Here is a 17,247-nt window from a genome sequence, read left to right as displayed (position 1 = left end):
CCAGCCCGTCCGTCGTCCAGTGCGTCCGTCGCACGGTCCGGCGGTCCGTACGCCGTGTCCGCCCCGTCCGTCCGCAAACGCAAGCGCCCCCCACGCACCCGCCAGAGCCGACCTACCCTTGCTGCCTTCCGGCCCTGGGGGAGTTCAGTCAGATAGCGCCACGTGAGGGGCTCCGCACAGGGTACCTGATGGCAGGGGGTGGGAACGAGTTCGCTAGCACTCCTCAACGTCTTGTATTGTTTGCGGCGGAGGATTCGCCTAGTGGCCTAGGGCGCACGCTTGGAAAGCGTGTTGGGGGCAACCCCTCACGAGTTCGAATCTCGTATCCTCCGCCAGTGCCTCACCGGGCACGATGTCGAAGGGCCCCACCGTCCGCGGTGGGGCCCTTCGTCGTTGTCCGTCTCAGTTGGTTTCTTCTCCGGCCCCGGACGGCGCCCAGAGGGCTTCTCCGACCTGCTGCGCGACCTTCCGGAGCATCGGCCCCGTGATGTGGATGTACCGAGCGCGCATCCGGGCCGCTCCCCCGGGCTCCCATCCCAAAATCGCGTCGATCACGAGCGTGATCACCGCGACTCTGTTCGTCGTCAAAGGCGCCCTCGATCAACTACCTGGAAGTCTTGAGTTCCTGGCGCCGGGCTGTCCGGGTGATCATCTCGGCCACCCGGAACGCCAGGTCGAGCGACTGACTGCGGTTGAGCCGCGGGTCGCACGCCGACTCGTAGCTGCGCGGCAGGTCGTCGAACTCCAGCTCTGTGCCGCCGCCCACGCACTCCGTCACATCGTCGCCGGTCAGCTCGACATGGATGCCGCCCGCGTGGGTGCCGAGCGCTTTGTGTACCTCGAAGAAGCCGGTGACCTCGTCGAGGATGTCGTCGAAGCGCCGGGTCTTGTGGCCGTTGGGCGCCTCAAAGGTGTTGCCGTGCATGGGGTCACAGGTCCATATCACCTGGGCGCCGGAGGCGGTGACCTTCTCCACCAGGTCCGGCAGCCGGTCGCGCACGACCCGGGCGCCCATCCGAACGATGAAGGTGAGCCGCCCGGGCCTCCTGTCCGGGTCAAGTCGGTCGATCAGTGCCAACGCTTCGTCCGGGGTCGTGGACGGCCCCAGTTTCACCCCGACCGGGTTGGCGATCGACGAGAAGTAGGCCACGTGCGCGCCGTCGACGTCACGAGTGCGCTCGCCGATCCACAGCATGTGCCCACTTCCGGCGTAGCGACGTCCAGAGGCTGGGTCGGCCCGAGTCAGCGCGGTCTCGTAGTCGAGCAACAGACCCTCGTGGCTGGCGAACAGCTCTGGGCTGAGGCTCGCGTCCGGCGCAACACCGTAAGCGCGCATGAACCTCAGCGCCCGGTCGATCTCGCCCGCCATCGGCTCGTAACGCCGACCGGCCGGCGAAGTGAGCACGAAGTCGCGGTTCCACTCGTGCACTTGCTGCACGTCAACAGCGCCGTCCAGGGCGAACTCGCTGATCTCCGCCAGAGTGGCCGCCGAGGCGTCGTACATGCGCCGCAGCCGGCGCGGGTCCGGGGTGCGGTCCCGGGTGGTGAAGGCGAGGCCGTTGACCGCGTCGCCTCTGTAGGCCGGCAGCGTGACGCTGCCGCGGGTCTCCTCGTCCCGCGACCGCGGCTTGCCGTACTGGCCGGCGATCCGCCCGACCTTCACCACCGGCACCGACGCGGCATAGGTGAGCACCACCGCCATCTGCAGCAGCACGCGGAGCTTCGCCCGCACCGATCGAGTCGTGTTTCCGTCGAACCGCTCGGCGCAGTCGCCGCCCTGCAGGAGGAACGCCTCACCGCGGGCCACCGAGGCCAGCCGGTCGGCGAGGCTGTCGCACTGGTCCGGAGCGACCAGAGCCGGCTGCCGCGACAGTTCGTCGAGCACTCCGGCCGCCAGTACCGGGTCCGGCCATACGGGCTGCTGCCGGGCCGGGCGAAGTCGCCACGGTGCCGGGTCGGGTGCGGCGCGCGCGCCGTCCGGGGCACCCGTCTCGTAGGTCCTCGTCATCGAAGTCTCCCTCCTAGGGGCGTGTCGCCGACACGCCCCGGCCAGTGGAGCGTCGCGGTCGCTGCGGCTCCGTCAGGCACGGCGCACGCACGACGTCGGCCTGTTCACCTGGTGCTCGGCCACGGCACGGACGGTCGCGGACGAGGTCGTCCCTGTTCCTCGCCCTGAGCGAAGACGCGCCGCGCGGTCGCGCGGGCGCCACGGTTCCGTGCCTCGTCCCCGGTGGCGTCGAACCGCCGATGTCGTCCGTGATCTGGCTCGAACTGCCGGAGTCAACAAGGTGGGGCGGCGGCGCGGTGCGCCGGTGAGGCCGATTCAGACCGCGACCAGGGAACGCGCGATGATCAACCGCATGATCTCGTTGGTGCCTTCGAGGATCTGGTGGACCCTCAGGTCGCGCACGATCTTCTCGATGCCGTACTCGGTCAGGTAGCCGTAGCCGCCGTGCAGCTGGAGTGCTCCGTTGGCGGCCTCGAAACCGGCGTCGGTCGCCACCCGCTTGGCCATCGCGCACAGAGTGACCGCGTCCGAGTCCCCCGCGTCCAGCGCGGCCGCGGCTCGCCACAGCAGGGTGCGGGCGGCCTCGAGCTCGGTGGCCAGGTCGGCCAACCGGAACTGCAGCGCCTGCGACTCGATCAGGGGCCTGCCGAAGGCTTCCCGTTCGCGCAGGTAGGCGAGGGTACGCTCCAGCGCGGCCGCGCCACCGCCGAGCGAGCAGGCTCCGATGTTCAGCCGCCCGCTGTTCAGGCCCGCCATCGCGATACGGAAGCCGCGGCCCTCGACGCCGAGCAGATGGGCGGCGGGCACCCGCACGTCGCGCAGCACGACCTGGCGGGTCGGCTGCGCGTGCCAGCCCATCTTGCGCTCTTCGGGACCGAAGGACAGACCCGGCGTACCGTCCTCGACCAGCAGCGCGGAGATCCCGTCCGGGCCGGGCCCGCCGGTGCGTGCCATGACGAGGTAGACGTCCGAGACCCCGGCACCGGAGATGAACTGCTTGACGCCGTTCAGCACGTACTCCTCACCGTCGCGCACCGCGCTGGTGCGCAGCGCCGCGGCGTCCGAGCCGCAGCCCGGTTCGGTCAGGCAGTAACTGGCCAGGGACTGCATGGAACACAGGTCCGGCAGGAAGCGGGCGCGCTGCCGGGTGTCGCCGAAGGTGTCGATCATCGTGGCGACCATGTTGTGGATGGACAGGTACGCGGCCACGGCCGGGCAGCCGGTGGACAGGGCCTCGAAGACCATGGCTGCGGCCAGTCGGGACAGGCCGGAACCGCCCGACTCCTCCCGCACGGTGATTCCGCCCATGCCGAGCTGGGCGGCCTTGCGCAACGTGTCGACGGGGAAGTGGTGGGTCTCGTCCCACTCCACCGCGGACGGGGCCAGGTGCTCCTCGGCGAAGTCCCGCGCGGTACGCGCGATCGCCTGGAGCTCGTCGGTCAGGGTGAACATCTTTTCCTCGATTTCCGTGGTGACGGATCGAATGCGGCGGCGCGCGGTGCGGGCTCAGCCGCCCTGCGGTACCGCGTCGACGAGCGACTGGTCGATGCCGAGGTCGTCGAGCAGCAGTTGCAGCGGTCCGGTGTCCCGCCGCGGGGCCGGGCGGCCACGGGCCCACTCGGCCAACTGCTCGGGCGCGATCCGCAGGTCACCGGCCGCGGCCACCTCGACCCAGGGGTCGACGTCCGCGGCCCGGAACGCGGCCAGTCCGCTGATCAGCGCGTCGCGGAACAGCGCGCGCTCGGAGCCGTCCAGCGAGCGGTAGAGCGATCCGGCCAACTCGCGGAAGACAACGGCGTGTCCGCTCTCGTCGCGCCGGTGCATGTCCACCGTGATCCGGTTCATCGGCTGGATGTCCTGCGCGGTGGCCAGGCTCGACAGGAAGCCGCTGATGGTGGTCTCGGCGGCCAGTGAGAAGGCGATCTCGACCAGGTCGCGCTCGTAGCCCGACAAGCCTTCTCGAGCCTGGTCGAGGCCCCGCACCACCGCCCAGCCACGCGGGTCGAAGGCGAGGTCGCCGAGCTCGCGCCGTCGCTTGGTCACGCCGACCGCGTTGTGGCACATCAGGATGTGGAAATGCTCGTCGACGATGGTCTGGTGCAGGGCGGTGTACGACACGTCGTCGCGGCGTACCGGTATGCGCTCGTCCAGCATCAGCCGGCAGGCCGGCAGGATGATCTCGTTCTCGATCGCCGCGGTCTTGGCGTTGTACGCGACCCACGCAGCCGCGAGTACACGTTCGCGGGCCTGCCGGTCGAGCATCTCGACGCCGGGGAGCGCGAACACCGGAACGAGGTGCTCGGGGAAGTCCGGCAGGGCCGGGTCGAAGTGCCCGTCGAGGTCGAGTTCGTCCTTCTTCACCGCGACGCGCCGGCCCCAGCGCAGGGTGAGCTGGGCCAGCAGGTCGCGCTCGTAGCTCGGTCGTTGCGTAGAGGTGTCGGTGGACATGGGATGTCAGCCTCGATGCTGCGGATCGGTGGAAGGGAGGGCCCCGGCGGTGCCCGACGCCGGATCATCGGCGTCGGGCACCAGGCCGGGATGGGCGGGCAGGGCGAGCCGATCGAGGCGCGCCTGCCAGCGCTCTGCTTCGGCCGACGAGTCCGGGAGTGGTGGCAGTTCGTCGGCCAGGTTCAGCCACCCGGCGACCGGTCGGATGCCGTGCAGGGCGTTGACCGCCCATACCGGCACGCCGACAAGGTCCGCCGGGGTGGCCGTCTCGGAGACCACCCGGTGGCCCGCATCGGCCACGGCGGTGGTCAGTAGCGCCCGCGTCACTCCGGGCAGCAGGTCCGGCCCGGGCGGCGGGGCGCACAGGCTCGCGCCGCGCCACCAGACGAGGCTGGTGGTGCCGCCCTCGCGGACGTGTCCGGACGCGGAGAGCAGGAGCGGCTCGTCGCCGCCGGCCGCGCGGGACGCCTCGCGCAGTCGCCCGAGCACGTCGAGATCCGGGCCTTTGGCCCACGGCAGGGACCGGGGGTCCGGGGCGCCGGGATACCAGAGCACCACCGGTCCGCCGCGCGGCGGGGCCGGGCGCAGCCACAGGCTCAGGCACGGGCCGCGGGCACCTGGCCGGGCCTCGACCCGGGGGAACCAACGGCCTTCGGACGGCAGCAGGCCGACGGCCGCGCGCAGGAAGCCGGTGACCTGGCCGGACGGTACGCCGAGCAGACGGCGGCACGCGTCCCGGAACCGTCGGGCGTGTTCCGGTAACGCCCGTACCCTGCCGTCCTCGACCAGCCACGAGTCGGCGACGCGCAAGGGGACCGAGACCGACGCCGAGTCGGTGCTCTGTTCGGGGACCAGAGCGCCGTGCGGGCCGGCGGCCGGATCCCACACGAAGCGGCCGGCCCGTGCCGGGGCGAAGGCGTTCATCGGGTCTCGGCGCCCGCTTGAACCGGGAACGGAGCGCGGTAGGCGCGCAGCGGGGCGTCGGCTTTGAGGATCATCTCCTGGTACTCGTCGTGAGGATCCGAGTCGAGCACGATGGCACCTCCGGCGCCGATGCTCAGATCCTCGCCGTTGCGGACGGCGGTACGGATCACGATGTTGAGATCGGTGCCGCCGGACAGGCCGAAGTAGCCGAGGGTGCCGGAGTAGACCCCGCGGGCCTCGGTTTCGAGGCGGTCGATGATCTCCATGGTGCGGAGTTTGGGCGCGCCGGTCATGGAGCCGCCGGGGAAGCAGCGCCGCACGCATTCGACCACGCCGACGGACGGACGCAGGCGCCCCTTGACGGTGGAGACCAGCTGATGCACCGTCTGGTAGCTCTCGACGGCCATGTAGGGGTCGACGTGCACACTGCCGACCTCGCACACCTGCCCAAGGTCGTTGCGCAGCAGGTCGACGATCATCAGGTTCTCCGCCTGCGTCTTCGCACTGGCCCTGAGCTCGGCGGCCAGCGCGGCGTCGCGCTGCGGGTCGGCGTCGCGCGGGGCGGTGCCCTTGATCGGCTTGCTCTCCACGCGCCCGTCCCGCTCGATCCGCAGGAAGCGCTCCGGCGAGGAGCAGAACACCGTCACGCCGTCGACGCGCAGGAATGCGGAGTAGGGCGCCGGGTTCAGCCGCCGCAGCCGACGGTAGAACTCCGTGTCGTCGTCGTCGAAGGGCAGATGCAGTTTGTTGGTCAGGCAGATCTCATAGCTCTCGCCGCGGATCAGCTCACGCTGCGCCGCGCGGACGTCGTCCTCGTAACCGGCCCTCCCACGCACCAGCTGACCGGCCGGGTCGGGTGCCACGCCCGCTGCGGCCTGCTGCTCCGGCACCGCGGCCGGGCGCAGCTGCACCAGGCGGGCCGCGGTGCTCTCGAGCCAGGCGCGGGCCTCGTCCTCGGTCCGCTCGTCGTAGAGGGCCAACGCGTAGGTGCGGTTCTCCAGGTGGTCGACCGCGATCAGCCGGTCGGCGAACATCCAGGCCGCGTCCGGGGTGTCGGCGGCGTGGCGGGCACTGGTGCCGCACTCGGCCTTCAACTCGTAGCCGAAGTAGCCCACATAGCCGCCGGTCAGGTCGAACGGCAGCGAGCCGGGATCGATCGCGCGCTCGCTCAGCCGCGCCTCCAGCACGTCGAACACGCTGCCCCTGAGCACGCGGACGCCCGAGGCGTCGCGCGCCTTGACCGCCGCGGCTTCGACCCGGTACGTGAGCACCTCGCTGAGCGGTCCACTGGCGTCGCCCAGGAACGAGAAGCGCGACAGTCCTGCCTCCACCCGACTGCTGTCGAGCCAGAAGCTGTCCGGGCTGTCGGCGAAGAACTCCACGAACGCCGCCTCGGTGTCGACCGCCTCGGGCAGATCGGTGCTCAGTACCCGCAGTCGGCCGACCAGGCCGGAGCCGGGGGTCGGCGGCTGTTCATCGGCCCGGCCTCGCGCTGCCGCGGCCCGGAGGGTCAACTCGGTGAAGTTGGCAATGAGTTCACGTCCGTACTCCGAGGCGATCGACTCCGGATGGAACTGCACGCCCCAGCGCGGGAGATCGCGGTGCCGCAGCGCCATGATCACGCCATCCTCGGAGCGGGCGGTGGCGATCAGGGTCTCGGGCAGCGGCTCCTGAACACTCAGCGAGTGGTAGCGCACAGCGGTGAACTCGGTGGGAATCCCCGCGAACAGCTCGTCGTCCGCGTGCTTGACGGTGGTCAGATGGCCGTGCCGCGGTTGCGGGGCCGCTGCGACGGAACCGCCGGCAAGGTGCGCGATGGCCTGGTGGCCGAGGCATACGCCCAGCACCGGCAGGCCGGTTCGCAGCAGCAGCTCGCCGACGTACCCGAGATCGCGGCTGTTCTGCGGTCGGCCGGGCCCCGGCGATACGACGATGTTGTCGAACCCGTCCAGCGGCATGGTGGCCAGGGCGGGGTCGTCGTTGACGACCACCACCGGGTCGACGCCGGTGACCGCGGCAATCAGCTGGAAGAGATTGAAGCTGTACGAGTCATGGTTGTCGACAAGCAGGGTTCGCACTCGAATACTCCTGGTTCAAGGGCGTTCGGCAGCCGGTCCGGCTCGCCTCAGAAAGTCAGTCGTTGAGCCGCTGCTGCTCAAGCCGGTCAGGCGATCGAGCACGCCGCGGGCAAGCGTGTACGAGGCCATGGACGACACGCGCTCGTCAGGGCCCGGTGTGGTGGACGGTGGTTACGTACGTCAACGGGGTCGGCAGCGCTCCGGTCGCCTGGGCCCACCTGCACGGGAACCTTGCGCTGGAAGACGCCGGGGCTCCTGGCCGATGCGGCGCCGGAGGCCCGTTCAAGGACACACGAGCGCAGGACAGCGCACGCACAAGCGACAGTCATGGCTGCCCTGTTCCGGTCGACCTGGGCCCGGCTCACCCACAAGGGCGTTGCACCACGGGCCGGATCAGGACCGAGGCAGCACGTGCCCGGTCGACGAACTCAGGAGCCGGTGATCAACGGATCAGCCGGCACTTTCTCAGCCGAGCTGGACGGTGGCTTGGAGGGTGGCGAGCACCTGGCCCTCGGGCGAGGCGGCCGACACACCGACCCGCACCCGGTTGCCGGGAAGCTTCTCCTCGACGGTTCCGGACAGTCGGAAGACCGCCCCTGTCTCGTCGTCCGGGACCGGGACCGGCCGAGCAAGCCGGATGCGGTGCTCCAGCAGCGCGCCCGGGTCGCCGGTCCAGCCGTTGACGATCTCCAGCACCTTGCCGAGGGTGAAGGGCCCGTGCATGATCACGTCGGGCAGTCCGACGGACCGCGAGATCCGCTCGCTCCAGTGGGTCGCGGCGAAGTCCAGCCGCATGGTCTGGCCGCCGAACAACAACAGGGCGAGGCGGTCGACCGTGACCTCCTTGTCCGGCAGCGCCTGCCCGACACTGACGTCCTCGTAGCGCACCTTCGCGTTCATGCCAGGGCCTCCTTCTCGGTCCCGGCGGCCGGATCGAACGTGTCGGCATGCGAGATCACGAACTTGTAGCCCGTGCTGCACACCGGTTCACCGTCCTCGGTGGCGATCTCGTTCTGGATGTGGATGATGTCGCGCTGCCGGCTGATCTCGGTGATGTCCGCGACGGTCGAGGTCATCGTGAGCCTGTCGCCGAGGCGGATCGGGCGGAGCGAGACCGTGTGCAGGTCCGCCAGCAGCAGGTTGGCACCGGGCTTGCGCCCGAGGTCGGGTTCGTACATCGGCCAGGCCCACACCATGCGGAACCACAGTCGTGAGGCGAACGCGGGCGGCGCGATCGGCTCGGGGTGCCCGAGCGCACGGGCCGCCTCCGCGTCCCGGTACACCGCGAGCGGCTCCTCGAACTGAGCCGCCGCGTCGCGCAACGTGTCCTCGGTGACGACCAGGACGGCTTCCGATTTGGTACTGCGGTCGATGACAGCACGATTCAACGGCATGATCGAACCACCTTTCCTCCCCGTGCGATGCGGGGCTCCCCCGTGATTGGAGACACGCTCCAAGAAAAGTTTTGAAGACTTTTATCAACGCATTACTTCCGCGTGTTCAAGGAACATCCGAGGAAGCTCGTTCAACTAACGCGTCCATACGCCACGGACAAAGAACTGACTTGCGCCGTACAGCGGACGGCCCCGCTACGGACTCACCCGGGATCGATACGGTCACCACCGACCGACGCGGGACAACGGTCGTCTGCTCGCCCGCTGAAGCGGGCTACGCCAGGACGGCCGGATGCCATGCGTCGGCATGTCGATCTCCTCTGTCGTGTGGCCGGTGCACCGTCTTACCTGCCTTTGCCGACGTGAACTGCATCACTTCGCCATGTGGCCGGAACCAGGCGGGCACCCGATCGGTTCTGGACACAATGATTCAGGGGCGACCAGCAGCCCACAACGGCAAGCTTGTGAGCGCACTAATAGTGCGTGCGGTCATGGTGTGCGTGACGCGTCACCATGACCGGGGACATGGAGGAGCTGAAGCGGATTAAGCAATTCCGCTTCAGTGGACGGAGTGAGGCCCATGCCCAAGGAGGGCATGAGCCCCCTGATGACGAAGTGGGAGCAGTGAGGTGACAGGCAAGCAAATACGCCAGGATCGCTTACCCACAGGAGGGTTGGAGGAATGTCGATCCCACAACAGCACCATTCCGCCGTCACTCGCGAGGAGCGTCGGGCAGCCCGTCTTCCTGCTCGAACTCGCAAAGGCTATTCAGTGATACTTCGGTAGCCTGAGGCGATCAGGCTGCCTGGAACGGGGGAAAAAATGAATCAGAAGAGGCAGACCTCCCGGGATTATCAGGAGCTTCTGCGACGGTATCGCGCAAACGGCACTCGCGAGTTAATCGGTTTGCCGCCGACCATATCCACACGACGATCACGCAGCGCACGCCTCCGCCAATCAGACATGGATGAGGCCCTGCGAGGGGGCACGGGCACCTATCAGAAACTGGAGAACGGCGTCCTGATTCCGTCTCCCGAACTCTTCCTGCGGGTCTCTCGAACCCTGGGATTCAGCGACCATCATCTCCGCATCGCCCATCTGGACCTCTTCAAGACCGATCCGGTACTGACGGCGGGGCCCGTGTCCCCGCACTGGCGGCGCTGGGCCAACAGCCATACGGAAATGGCTGTCGTGTGCTCTCCTGCCGGCGAGGTCATTGCCGGTAATGACGCGTTCGCAGCCATGTTCCCGTCCGGTGAACCGCCGGCCAACATGACGGAGTGGGCGCTTCTCTCCGACGAAGCCCGCGAGGACGTCCTGCAGAATTGGGAGCGGGACTGGGCACCATTCCTTCTCGCGGACCTGCGTCTTGCTCTCGCCCGGTACCCGGACGACCCTGCTCTCCAGAAGCTGCGTCACGCCGTCCAGAACGACCCGCGCACGAGTCACATCGAGGATGCGCCCACCGGTATCGGGGACGAAGCACGCCAACTGCGCCACGCCGAACGTGGATTGGTCACCGTCCGCATGCTGACCTCCCACACCAGCGATGTCACGCTGGTGATGCTTCTCCTGGAGTCCCCATCGAGTACGGAATCCCCATCGAGTACGGATGAGGCCACGCTTCCGGAAGAGGAGGGCTGAGTGTCGACGACGAACGCGCTCAAGCGGGAACTCACCACCTGAGAACGCCGACCGAGGGTGCCTCGACCTGCGACGACCTGGCCTGTCCGGGACCGGATCATGGTGGAGAGGGGCACCCTCCGGGTGTCAGGGGCCTACCGATCGGCCGGCCGCCACGCGGAATTCCGCAGCATTGGCGCCTCGGGGAATCGGACCGCCCACGACCGGTCGGCTCCCTCGGAGAACCTCAGAACACTCCTGCCACGGCCTCCGCGCCAACCGACCCGAACCTGTGGTCCGGGTCCGCCAGAGCGGGCAGCTTGGCCTCGGTCTCCGCGTCGGCCGGAAGGCAGGTGAACAACTTCACCCCGGGGAACTGCAGCGCGGCCAGGCGCACATAGTCCACGGCCAGTCGGCCGAGCCGGGGGTGGTCGAACTCCCAGCGGGCCGAGCCGAAGTCGGCCACGCGATGCTCGTCCCACAGTTCCCGGAACTCGGCGCTGACGGCATACAGTTCACTGCTCAGCTGCTCGAACCGCGGGTCGCCGAGGTTGCGGACGGCGTCCGCGCGGAACTGCGCGAGCAGGCCGGAGGCCTGGGCGCGCCAGTCCGCCAGCAACCTGCGGGTCTCCGGGTCGGTGAACACCATACGGATGATGTTGCGCTCGTGGCCGGCCAGCCGGGCGGGATCGCCGATGAGCCCGGCCTCGGCCGCGTTCCAGGCCAGCAGGTCCCAGCTCGGGCCGATCAGATAGGTCGGGTTCGGGTTGAGCGCGTCCACGAGGCGCTGCAATTGGGCATTCGGTGCATCAGCGGTCTCCTGACGCACGACACCCTGCTTGTCGGCCAGCGTGTACATGTACAGCTTCTCGGCCGGATTCAGCTGCAACGCCCGCGCCAGACTGTCGAGCACCTGTCCGCTGACCGTGATGTCCCGCGCCTGTTCGAGCCAGGTGTACCAGGTCACGCTCACACCGGAAAGCTGCGCGACCTCCTCGCGCCGTAGCCCTGGAGTGCGCCGCCGTGGACCCGGTTCGATCCCGACCTCACGCGGCGAGAGCTGCCCTCGTCGGGCGCGGAGGAAATCTGCGAGCTCCTGCCGCTGCGCAATGTTGACCATCACATCCCCCGGTACGGACCGTAGCCGCTGATGCTGGTGCCGTCACCACTAGCATATCCGCCCCCATGTGCAGCGGCCGAAGGCGATGGAACGCTGAGAATCATGACGCACCGAAACACCGACACGGCCGGCCAAGGACCAGCAAGCGCGACACAGGTGACCGACGGGCAGGCCGCCCCGGCACGGTCGACCGCCGCCTCGCCCTGGCGGACGCTGCCGATCATCCTCGTCGGCAGTTTCATGGCCATCCTCGACACCTTCATCGTGCTGGTCGCCGCCCCGGCCATCCAAGCCGACCTGCACGCCTCCGACGGCGAGATCCAACTGATCGTCGCCGGCTACCAGGTCACGTACGCCGTGGCTCTGATCACCGGGGCCCGGCTCGGCGACATGTTCGGCCGCAAGCGGTTGTTCATGCTCGGCATGGCCCTGTTCACCCTCACCTCGGTCGCCTGTGCACTGGCGCCGACCGCGGGGGTGCTCATCGCGGCACGCCTCGCGCAAGGCCTGAGCGCGGCGCTGATGTTCCCTCAGGTCTTCTCGATGATCCAGGTCCTGATCCCGGCGCAGCAGCGGCACCGCGCGTTCGGCGCGCTCGGCTCGGTGATCGGCGTGTCCACGGTCATCGGACAGTTGGTGGGTGGCCTGCTGATCGCGGCGAACCTGTTCGGCACCACCTGGCGCCCGGTGTTCTGGGTGAACGTGCCGATCGGCCTGATCACCCTGGCGCTGGCGGCGCGGATGGTGCCCGAGACCCGCGCGCCGCAGGCCCGTTCGCTGGACCTGCCCGGGCTGGTGGTGCTCACGGTCGCACTGTTCCTCCTGGTGGTCCCGCTGGTGGAGGGGCGCGACGCGGGCTGGCCGGCCTGGACCTGGGCCAGCCTCGTCGGCAGCGCGGCCGCGTTCGCGCTGCTCGTCGTGGTCGAACGCCGGGTGGAGCGGGCGGGGCGCGCCCCGCTGGTCTCCCTGCGACTGTTCGCCGAACGCCCCTTCGCAATCGGCATCACCCTCGTGGTCGTCGCCTACGCCGGTGTGAACTCCTTCTTCCTGATCCTTTCGCTGATGCTGCAGGACGGTCTCGGCATGTCCGCTCTGGGCGCAGGGCTCGCGTACACACCGCTGGCGGTCGCCTTCTTCGCCACCAGTCTGCTGGCGGCACGCTGGACGCCGCGCTACGGCCGGCGCGTACTGGAACTCGGCAGCGTGCTTGCCGCGACGGGTTTCCTCGCCACGCTGCTGATCACCTTCGCGGAGGGCGGTCAGCTCTCGGCCGGCCCGCTGATCGCGCCGCTGGCCCTGGTGGGTCTCGGCAACGGCCTGCTGCTCCCGCAGCTGCTGAACACGGTGCTCAGCCGGATCGATCCGAGCGAAATCGGCATGGCCTCCGGCGTCCTGTCCACCGGCCAACAGGTCGGCGGCGCGGTAGGTGTCGCGGTCGTCGGCATGTTCTTCTTCGACGCCCTGCCGCAGCACGGCAGCCTGGTGGCGCGGTACGCGCACGCCTTCGGCACGGCCGCGGTACTGAACCTGGCCATCGCGGCGATCGCCACCGCACTGCTCTTCGCCCTACCCCGCCCGACGCCGGCCGAGGGCGCCTGACGGTCGGTCCCCCTTGCGCAGGTTCGAATCCTGCCGGGGGCACCCTGCGGCCGCGTTCGCGCTGCTCGTCGTGGTCGAACGCCGGGTGGAGCGGGCGGGGCGCGCCGTCGCGGCCTTCATCGTCGTCCGCCCCTCCGTCACAACCGCGCGTTTTCCACAGCTGCGTTCGGGTCCTTCCGCTGGGCACACAGGTGCCCGTCGGCGGCGGTCGGCTTGCGGAGCAGGAGCAGCGCCGCGTCGTCGTGGAGGCGGCCGCCGACGTGTGCCTGCAGTTCGTCGTGGAGCCCGGCGAGGGTGCGGGACGGCTCGTCCGACACGTGATGCGCCACCCGCTCGGCGAGCGGGTAGAACTCACGGCCGTGGTTGCGGGCCTCGGTGACACCGTCGGTGTAGAGGAGCAGTTGGTCGCCCTCGGCGAAGGGCAGCACCTGCAGACTCGGGCTCTCGCCGGAGAGGGCGCGCAGCCCGAGCGGCGGAGCCGGATGCGTCGGCTCGACGGGCAGGACGGTGGAATCGCGGACCAGCAGCGGCGGGGCGTGCCCGCAGTTGACCACCTCCATGCGCCCGGGCTCGGGGTACCCGGCGACGACCGCCGTGACGAAGTCGTCGGCACCGAGGTTGCGCGCCAGGCTCCGCTCGATCCTGCCGACGACGTCGAGGAGGTCCGGCTCGTCGTAGGCGGCCTCCCGGAAGACGCCGAGGACCAGAGCGGCGGTGCTCACCGCGGGCAGGCCCTTGCCGCGCACGTCGCCGACGATCATCCTGACCCCGTACTCGGTGGGCACCAGCGCGTAGAGGTCCCCGCCGATGCGGGCCTCCGCCGCGGCGGCGCTGTAGCGGACGGCCACCTGGAACTCGCCGACCGTCGCCGGTACGGGCTTGAGGAGCGCGTGCTGGGCGGCCTCGGCCACCGAGCGGACCGCCGCCAGTACCCGTTCGCGGCGTACGCGCAACGCACTGGCGAGGGCGCTCGCCAGCGTCACGGCGCCCAGCGAGGACAGCACGATCGCCTGCTCGCGGCCCGGCGCAGCGCCCCTGGCACCGAGTACGGCGCCCAGCGCCACGGCCAGCAAGCCGATCCGCAGGACTCCCCACGGCCTGCTGGTGGCGGCGGCCAGCGCGGGCCCGACGGCGAGCAGCGGCAGCCAGCTCAGTCCGGCTCCCCCGATGAGGCCGACCAGAGCGACAGCACAGACGATCAGTACGGGCGCGACGGCGGCGAGGTGCGCGGCGGCACCTGTGTGCCCCGGCGTCGCCGCCCTCGACTCGGGCGGGCGCTTCGTGAGCCGCTGCGTGAGCTGCCAGGTCGGCCGGCGGTCACGCTGATGATCCCGGGCGTGGCTCATATCCTCTGCCGCAACTCTCCTGACTCACGGCGCGCACGCCTGAATGTCCGTTTCCTCCATGGAACAGGTAGCCGAGGCCTCGCCGCAAGGACAGGATTTTCAGATGGTGAGCGAAAGACCCCTGGTCACGCGGCTCGCGGTCGGGACCAGTCGGGCCCGGACCTCTTCGAGCCGCGCCCGGGCCTCTTCGACGCGGGAGAGCCGGTCGGCCCGGAGGGAGACGCCGAGCGAGCCGAGGGTGTTCCCGCTGTACACGGGCACCGCGACGCAGACCGTACCGAGGGAGTACTCCTCCATGTCCATGGCGCCGGGGGAGGTGGGCGACGTGTCGAGTCGCCGGAGCAGTTCGGAGCGGCTGGTGATGGTGCGGGGCGTGAGGTCGGCCAGCGTGTGCCGGGAGAGGTAGTCGTTGCGGGAGTCGTCGTCCAGCTCGCGCAGCACGGACTTGCCCAGCGCGGTGGCGTGCCCGGCGTCCTCGAATCCCACCCAGAGGTCGACCCGCGGTGTCCGGGGACCGTCGACGATGTCGGCGACCCGGATCTCTCCCTCCTCGTAGAAGGTCAGGTACGTGGCGGCCGAGAGTTCGTCCCGCAGAGCAGCCAGCGTGGGACGGACACGGGTGAGCAGCCCCTGTCCGCGGCTTCCGGTGTGCAGCGTGTGCAGCTTGTCCCCGATGACGAACGCGCCGTCGTCCATCTTCCGCAGATAGCCGTCGTGGGTCAGGGTCCGCAGCAGGTGGTACGCGGTGGCCAGGGGCAGCCCTGCCTCACGTGCCAGCTGCTTCGCCGGGGCGCCGCCCTCGTGGGCCCCTGCGGCTTCCATCAAGCGGAAGGCCCGCTGCACGGACCTGATGAGCGTGGGGCCGTCCTGAGCACCCATGCACACAAGCTTGCGCCCGGCGCCCGGCACCAGCAAGGCACCAGCAAGGCACCTCGCGATCAACGGGGCCTTGACTTGGAGCGCGCTCCAAGATCCAGACTCCTGCTCAGTACGAGTGGAGAGGAACGTCCATGCGATACCGCATCATCGGCCAGAACCCGGGCACCCGGCGCAAGGTGAGCGTGCTGAGCCTCGGCGCGATGCTCTTCGGGACGGCGACCGACGAAGCCACGTCGTTCGCGATTCTCGACCGGTACGTCGAGGCCGGCGGGACCTTCGTCGACACCTCGAACAACTACGCGTTCTGGCTCGACGGCACCCAGGGCGGCGAGAGTGAGGCACTGCTCGGCCGCTGGCGCCGCAGCCGGGGGATCGGTGACGAAGTCACGATCGCCACCAAGCTCGGGGGTCGGCCGCTCGCACCGTCCACCGGTTTCAGCAAGAACATCGAGGGCCTGTCCGCCAAGGTGATCCGCGAGTCCGCCGAGCGCAGCCGGGAACGGCTCGGTGTCGAGAAACTGGATCTGCTGTACGCGCATCTCCAGGACGAGGCCGTGCCGCTGCAGGAGGTCGTCGAGTCCTTCGCCGGGCTGGTCGCCGACAGCACCGTCGGTCTCCTCGGCGTGAGCAACCACTGGGCGTGGCGGGTCGAGCGGGCCCGTTCTCTGGCGGCGGCGGCCGGGCTGCCCGGCTTCGAGGTGCTGCAGTACCACCACAGCTATCTGCGACGCCGCACCGACCGGCCGACGCTGCGCTCCCTCGACGGCGAGGTCGGCGTGGTCTCCGGGGACCTGCTCAGCTATGTGCGGGCCGAGCCCGAGCTGGCGCTGGTCGCGTACTCGCCGCTGCTGGCCGGGAGTTACGTACGCGAGGACAAGCCCCTGGACGCCGGCTTCGACCACGCGGGCACGCCGGTACGGCTCGCGGCGCTGCGCGATGTCGCCAAGGAGACCGGGGCGACGGTCAACCAGGTCGTGCTGGCCTGGCTGATCGGCGGCGAGATCCCGGTGATCCCGCTGGTCGGGGCGTCGTCGGTGGCGCAGCTGGACGAGAGCCTGGCCGCGGTGGACCTGGAGCTGACGGCGGAGCAGCGGGCGAAGCTCGACGCGGCCGTGTGAGGGGAGGCCGTCGGACCCGGCGGTCCGACGGCCTCCATGAGTCAGACGGCGACCGGCTGTTCCGCCGCGTGCAGCAGGCCGACCAGCGAGCTGCGTGCGCGGGCCACCCGGGAGCGGACGGTGCCCACGGGGCAGCCGCTGACGAGGGCGGCCTCGGCGTAGGGCAGTCCCAGCAACTGTGTGAGGACAAAGGCCTCCCGGCGCTCGTCGGGCAGCGTGGCCAGGAGTTCGCCGAGGGCTATGCCGTCGTCGAAGCCGGGCAGGTTACGGGACTGGGCGCGCTCCGCGGCGGACTGCCAGTCGTCCGTGTCCGCGAGCCGGGGGCGGGCCGCGGTGTGCCGGAGGCTGTCGATCACCGCGCGCCGGGCTATGGAGAGCAGCCACGTACGGGCCGACGAGCGGCCTTCGAAGCGGTGCAGGCTGCCGAGCGCCCGCAGGAAGGTGTCCTGGGTCAGATCGTCGGCGGCCTGCGGATCGGCGCTGAGGTAGGCCACGTACCGGCGTACGTCGCGGTGCAGGGCGCGTACGAATCGCTCGACGGCCAGGGGATCACCACCGCGTGCGTCGAGCGCCCATGCGGTGATCGCGTCGTCGGTCGAATATCGCGTCGTACGGGGCACGGTCGAGGTCAGGGCAGAGTTCATTGCCTGATGTCCTTCTCGGAATCCGGGAATCCGGAGCCGCGCGAGGGCGGGTCCGGTGAGTCGTA

The 17,247-nt window shown here is 69.8% G+C and carries 14 protein-coding genes, 1 tRNA gene, 1 other RNA gene and 1 pseudogene; 4 read left to right on the top strand and 13 right to left on the bottom strand.

The features are described 5' to 3' along the window. Positions 1–76: 76 nt before the first annotated feature. Positions 77–175: signal recognition particle sRNA small type (ffs, locus tag OG905_RS21250), an RNA gene on the bottom strand. Positions 176–247: 72 nt separating this feature from the next. Between ffs and OG905_RS21245 the strand changes: the two genes are divergently transcribed. After that, positions 248–335 (top strand) — tRNA-Ser (locus OG905_RS21245). Positions 336–402: 67 nt separating this feature from the next. Here OG905_RS21245 and OG905_RS39175 read toward each other — a convergent pair. From OG905_RS39175 to OG905_RS21210, 8 genes and pseudogenes are all read right to left on the bottom strand, one after another. Beyond that, positions 403–555: pseudogene (locus OG905_RS39175) on the bottom strand (site-specific integrase); the annotation flags it as partial. A 49-nt stretch (positions 556–604) separates the two neighbouring features. Continuing rightward, entirely contained in the window at positions 605–2,008 is a 1,404-nt protein-coding gene (locus OG905_RS21240; RefSeq protein ID WP_328674655.1) for a class II 3-deoxy-7-phosphoheptulonate synthase, read from the bottom strand. Positions 2,009–2,323: 315 nt separating this feature from the next. Further along, entirely contained in the window at positions 2,324–3,460 is a 1,137-nt protein-coding gene (locus tag OG905_RS21235; RefSeq protein ID WP_328674653.1) for an acyl-CoA dehydrogenase family protein, read from the bottom strand. 54 nt (positions 3,461–3,514) lie between these two features. Beyond that, a complete protein-coding gene (locus OG905_RS21230; RefSeq protein WP_328674651.1) occupies positions 3,515–4,456 on the bottom strand; it encodes a diiron oxygenase in 942 nt (313 codons plus the stop codon). Between the two features lie 6 nt (positions 4,457–4,462). Next, positions 4,463–5,380 carry an aminotransferase class IV gene (locus OG905_RS21225; protein WP_328674649.1) on the bottom strand — a complete coding sequence of 306 codons (918 nt, stop codon included), beginning with the start codon at positions 5,378–5,380 and terminating at the stop codon, positions 4,463–4,465. Then, positions 5,377–7,458 (bottom strand): aminodeoxychorismate synthase component I, encoded by a 2,082-nt coding sequence (gene pabB, locus OG905_RS21220; RefSeq protein ID WP_328674647.1) that lies wholly within the window; start codon positions 7,456–7,458, stop codon positions 5,377–5,379. Before pabB ends, OG905_RS21225 begins: the two co-directional genes overlap by 4 nt. A gap of 465 nt (positions 7,459–7,923) precedes the next feature. Then, entirely contained in the window at positions 7,924–8,358 is a 435-nt protein-coding gene (locus tag OG905_RS21215) for a MaoC/PaaZ C-terminal domain-containing protein (protein WP_328674646.1), read from the bottom strand. Beyond that, positions 8,355–8,852, bottom strand: coding sequence for a MaoC family dehydratase (locus tag OG905_RS21210; protein WP_328674644.1), 498 nt, complete (start codon positions 8,850–8,852; stop codon positions 8,355–8,357). Before OG905_RS21210 ends, OG905_RS21215 begins: the two co-directional genes overlap by 4 nt. 823 nt (positions 8,853–9,675) lie before the next feature. Here OG905_RS21210 and OG905_RS21205 point away from each other — a divergent pair. Then, the gene (locus OG905_RS21205) at positions 9,676–10,497 is read left to right on the top strand and encodes an MmyB family transcriptional regulator (RefSeq protein ID WP_328674642.1); all 822 of its coding nucleotides are present in this window, start codon (positions 9,676–9,678) and stop codon (positions 10,495–10,497) included. Between the two features lie 226 nt (positions 10,498–10,723). On the opposite strand, the gene OG905_RS21200 is transcribed toward OG905_RS21205, so the two are convergent. Then, complete coding sequence (locus tag OG905_RS21200; protein ID WP_328674640.1) at positions 10,724–11,596, bottom strand: helix-turn-helix transcriptional regulator; 873 nt, start codon at positions 11,594–11,596, stop codon at positions 10,724–10,726. Positions 11,597–11,698: 102 nt separating this feature from the next. On the opposite strand from OG905_RS21200, the gene OG905_RS21195 reads away from it, so the two are divergent. Beyond that, a complete protein-coding gene (locus OG905_RS21195) occupies positions 11,699–13,195 on the top strand; it encodes an MFS transporter (RefSeq protein ID WP_328674638.1) in 1,497 nt (498 codons plus the stop codon). 137 nt (positions 13,196–13,332) lie between these two features. On the opposite strand, the gene OG905_RS21190 is transcribed toward OG905_RS21195, so the two are convergent. Together OG905_RS21190 and OG905_RS21185 are read right to left on the bottom strand one after the other, a co-directional pair. Beyond that, positions 13,333–14,541: a PP2C family protein-serine/threonine phosphatase gene (locus OG905_RS21190; RefSeq protein WP_328674637.1), complete on the bottom strand. Its 1,209-nt coding sequence runs from the start codon at positions 14,539–14,541 to the stop codon at positions 13,333–13,335. A gap of 99 nt (positions 14,542–14,640) precedes the next feature. After that, positions 14,641–15,420 (bottom strand): IclR family transcriptional regulator, encoded by a 780-nt coding sequence (locus OG905_RS21185; protein WP_328674636.1) that lies wholly within the window; start codon positions 15,418–15,420, stop codon positions 14,641–14,643. Between the two features lie 131 nt (positions 15,421–15,551). Here OG905_RS21185 and OG905_RS21180 point away from each other — a divergent pair, with 131 nt between their 5' ends. Next, positions 15,552–16,538 (top strand): aldo/keto reductase, encoded by a 987-nt coding sequence (locus OG905_RS21180; RefSeq protein WP_328674635.1) that lies wholly within the window; start codon positions 15,552–15,554, stop codon positions 16,536–16,538. Positions 16,539–16,579: 41 nt separating this feature from the next. Here OG905_RS21180 and OG905_RS21175 read toward each other — a convergent pair whose 3' ends face one another. After that, positions 16,580–17,182 (bottom strand): sigma-70 family RNA polymerase sigma factor, encoded by a 603-nt coding sequence (locus OG905_RS21175; RefSeq protein WP_328674634.1) that lies wholly within the window; start codon positions 17,180–17,182, stop codon positions 16,580–16,582. Positions 17,183–17,247 lie beyond the last annotated feature (65 nt).

The sequence above is a fragment of the Streptomyces sp. NBC_00322 genome (genome assembly GCF_036147535.1).
Classification (GTDB): Bacteria; Actinomycetota; Actinomycetes; order Streptomycetales; family Streptomycetaceae; genus Streptomyces.
Note: the sequence above shows the minus strand (reverse complement) of the source record. Positions and strands in the feature narration are given on the sequence as shown.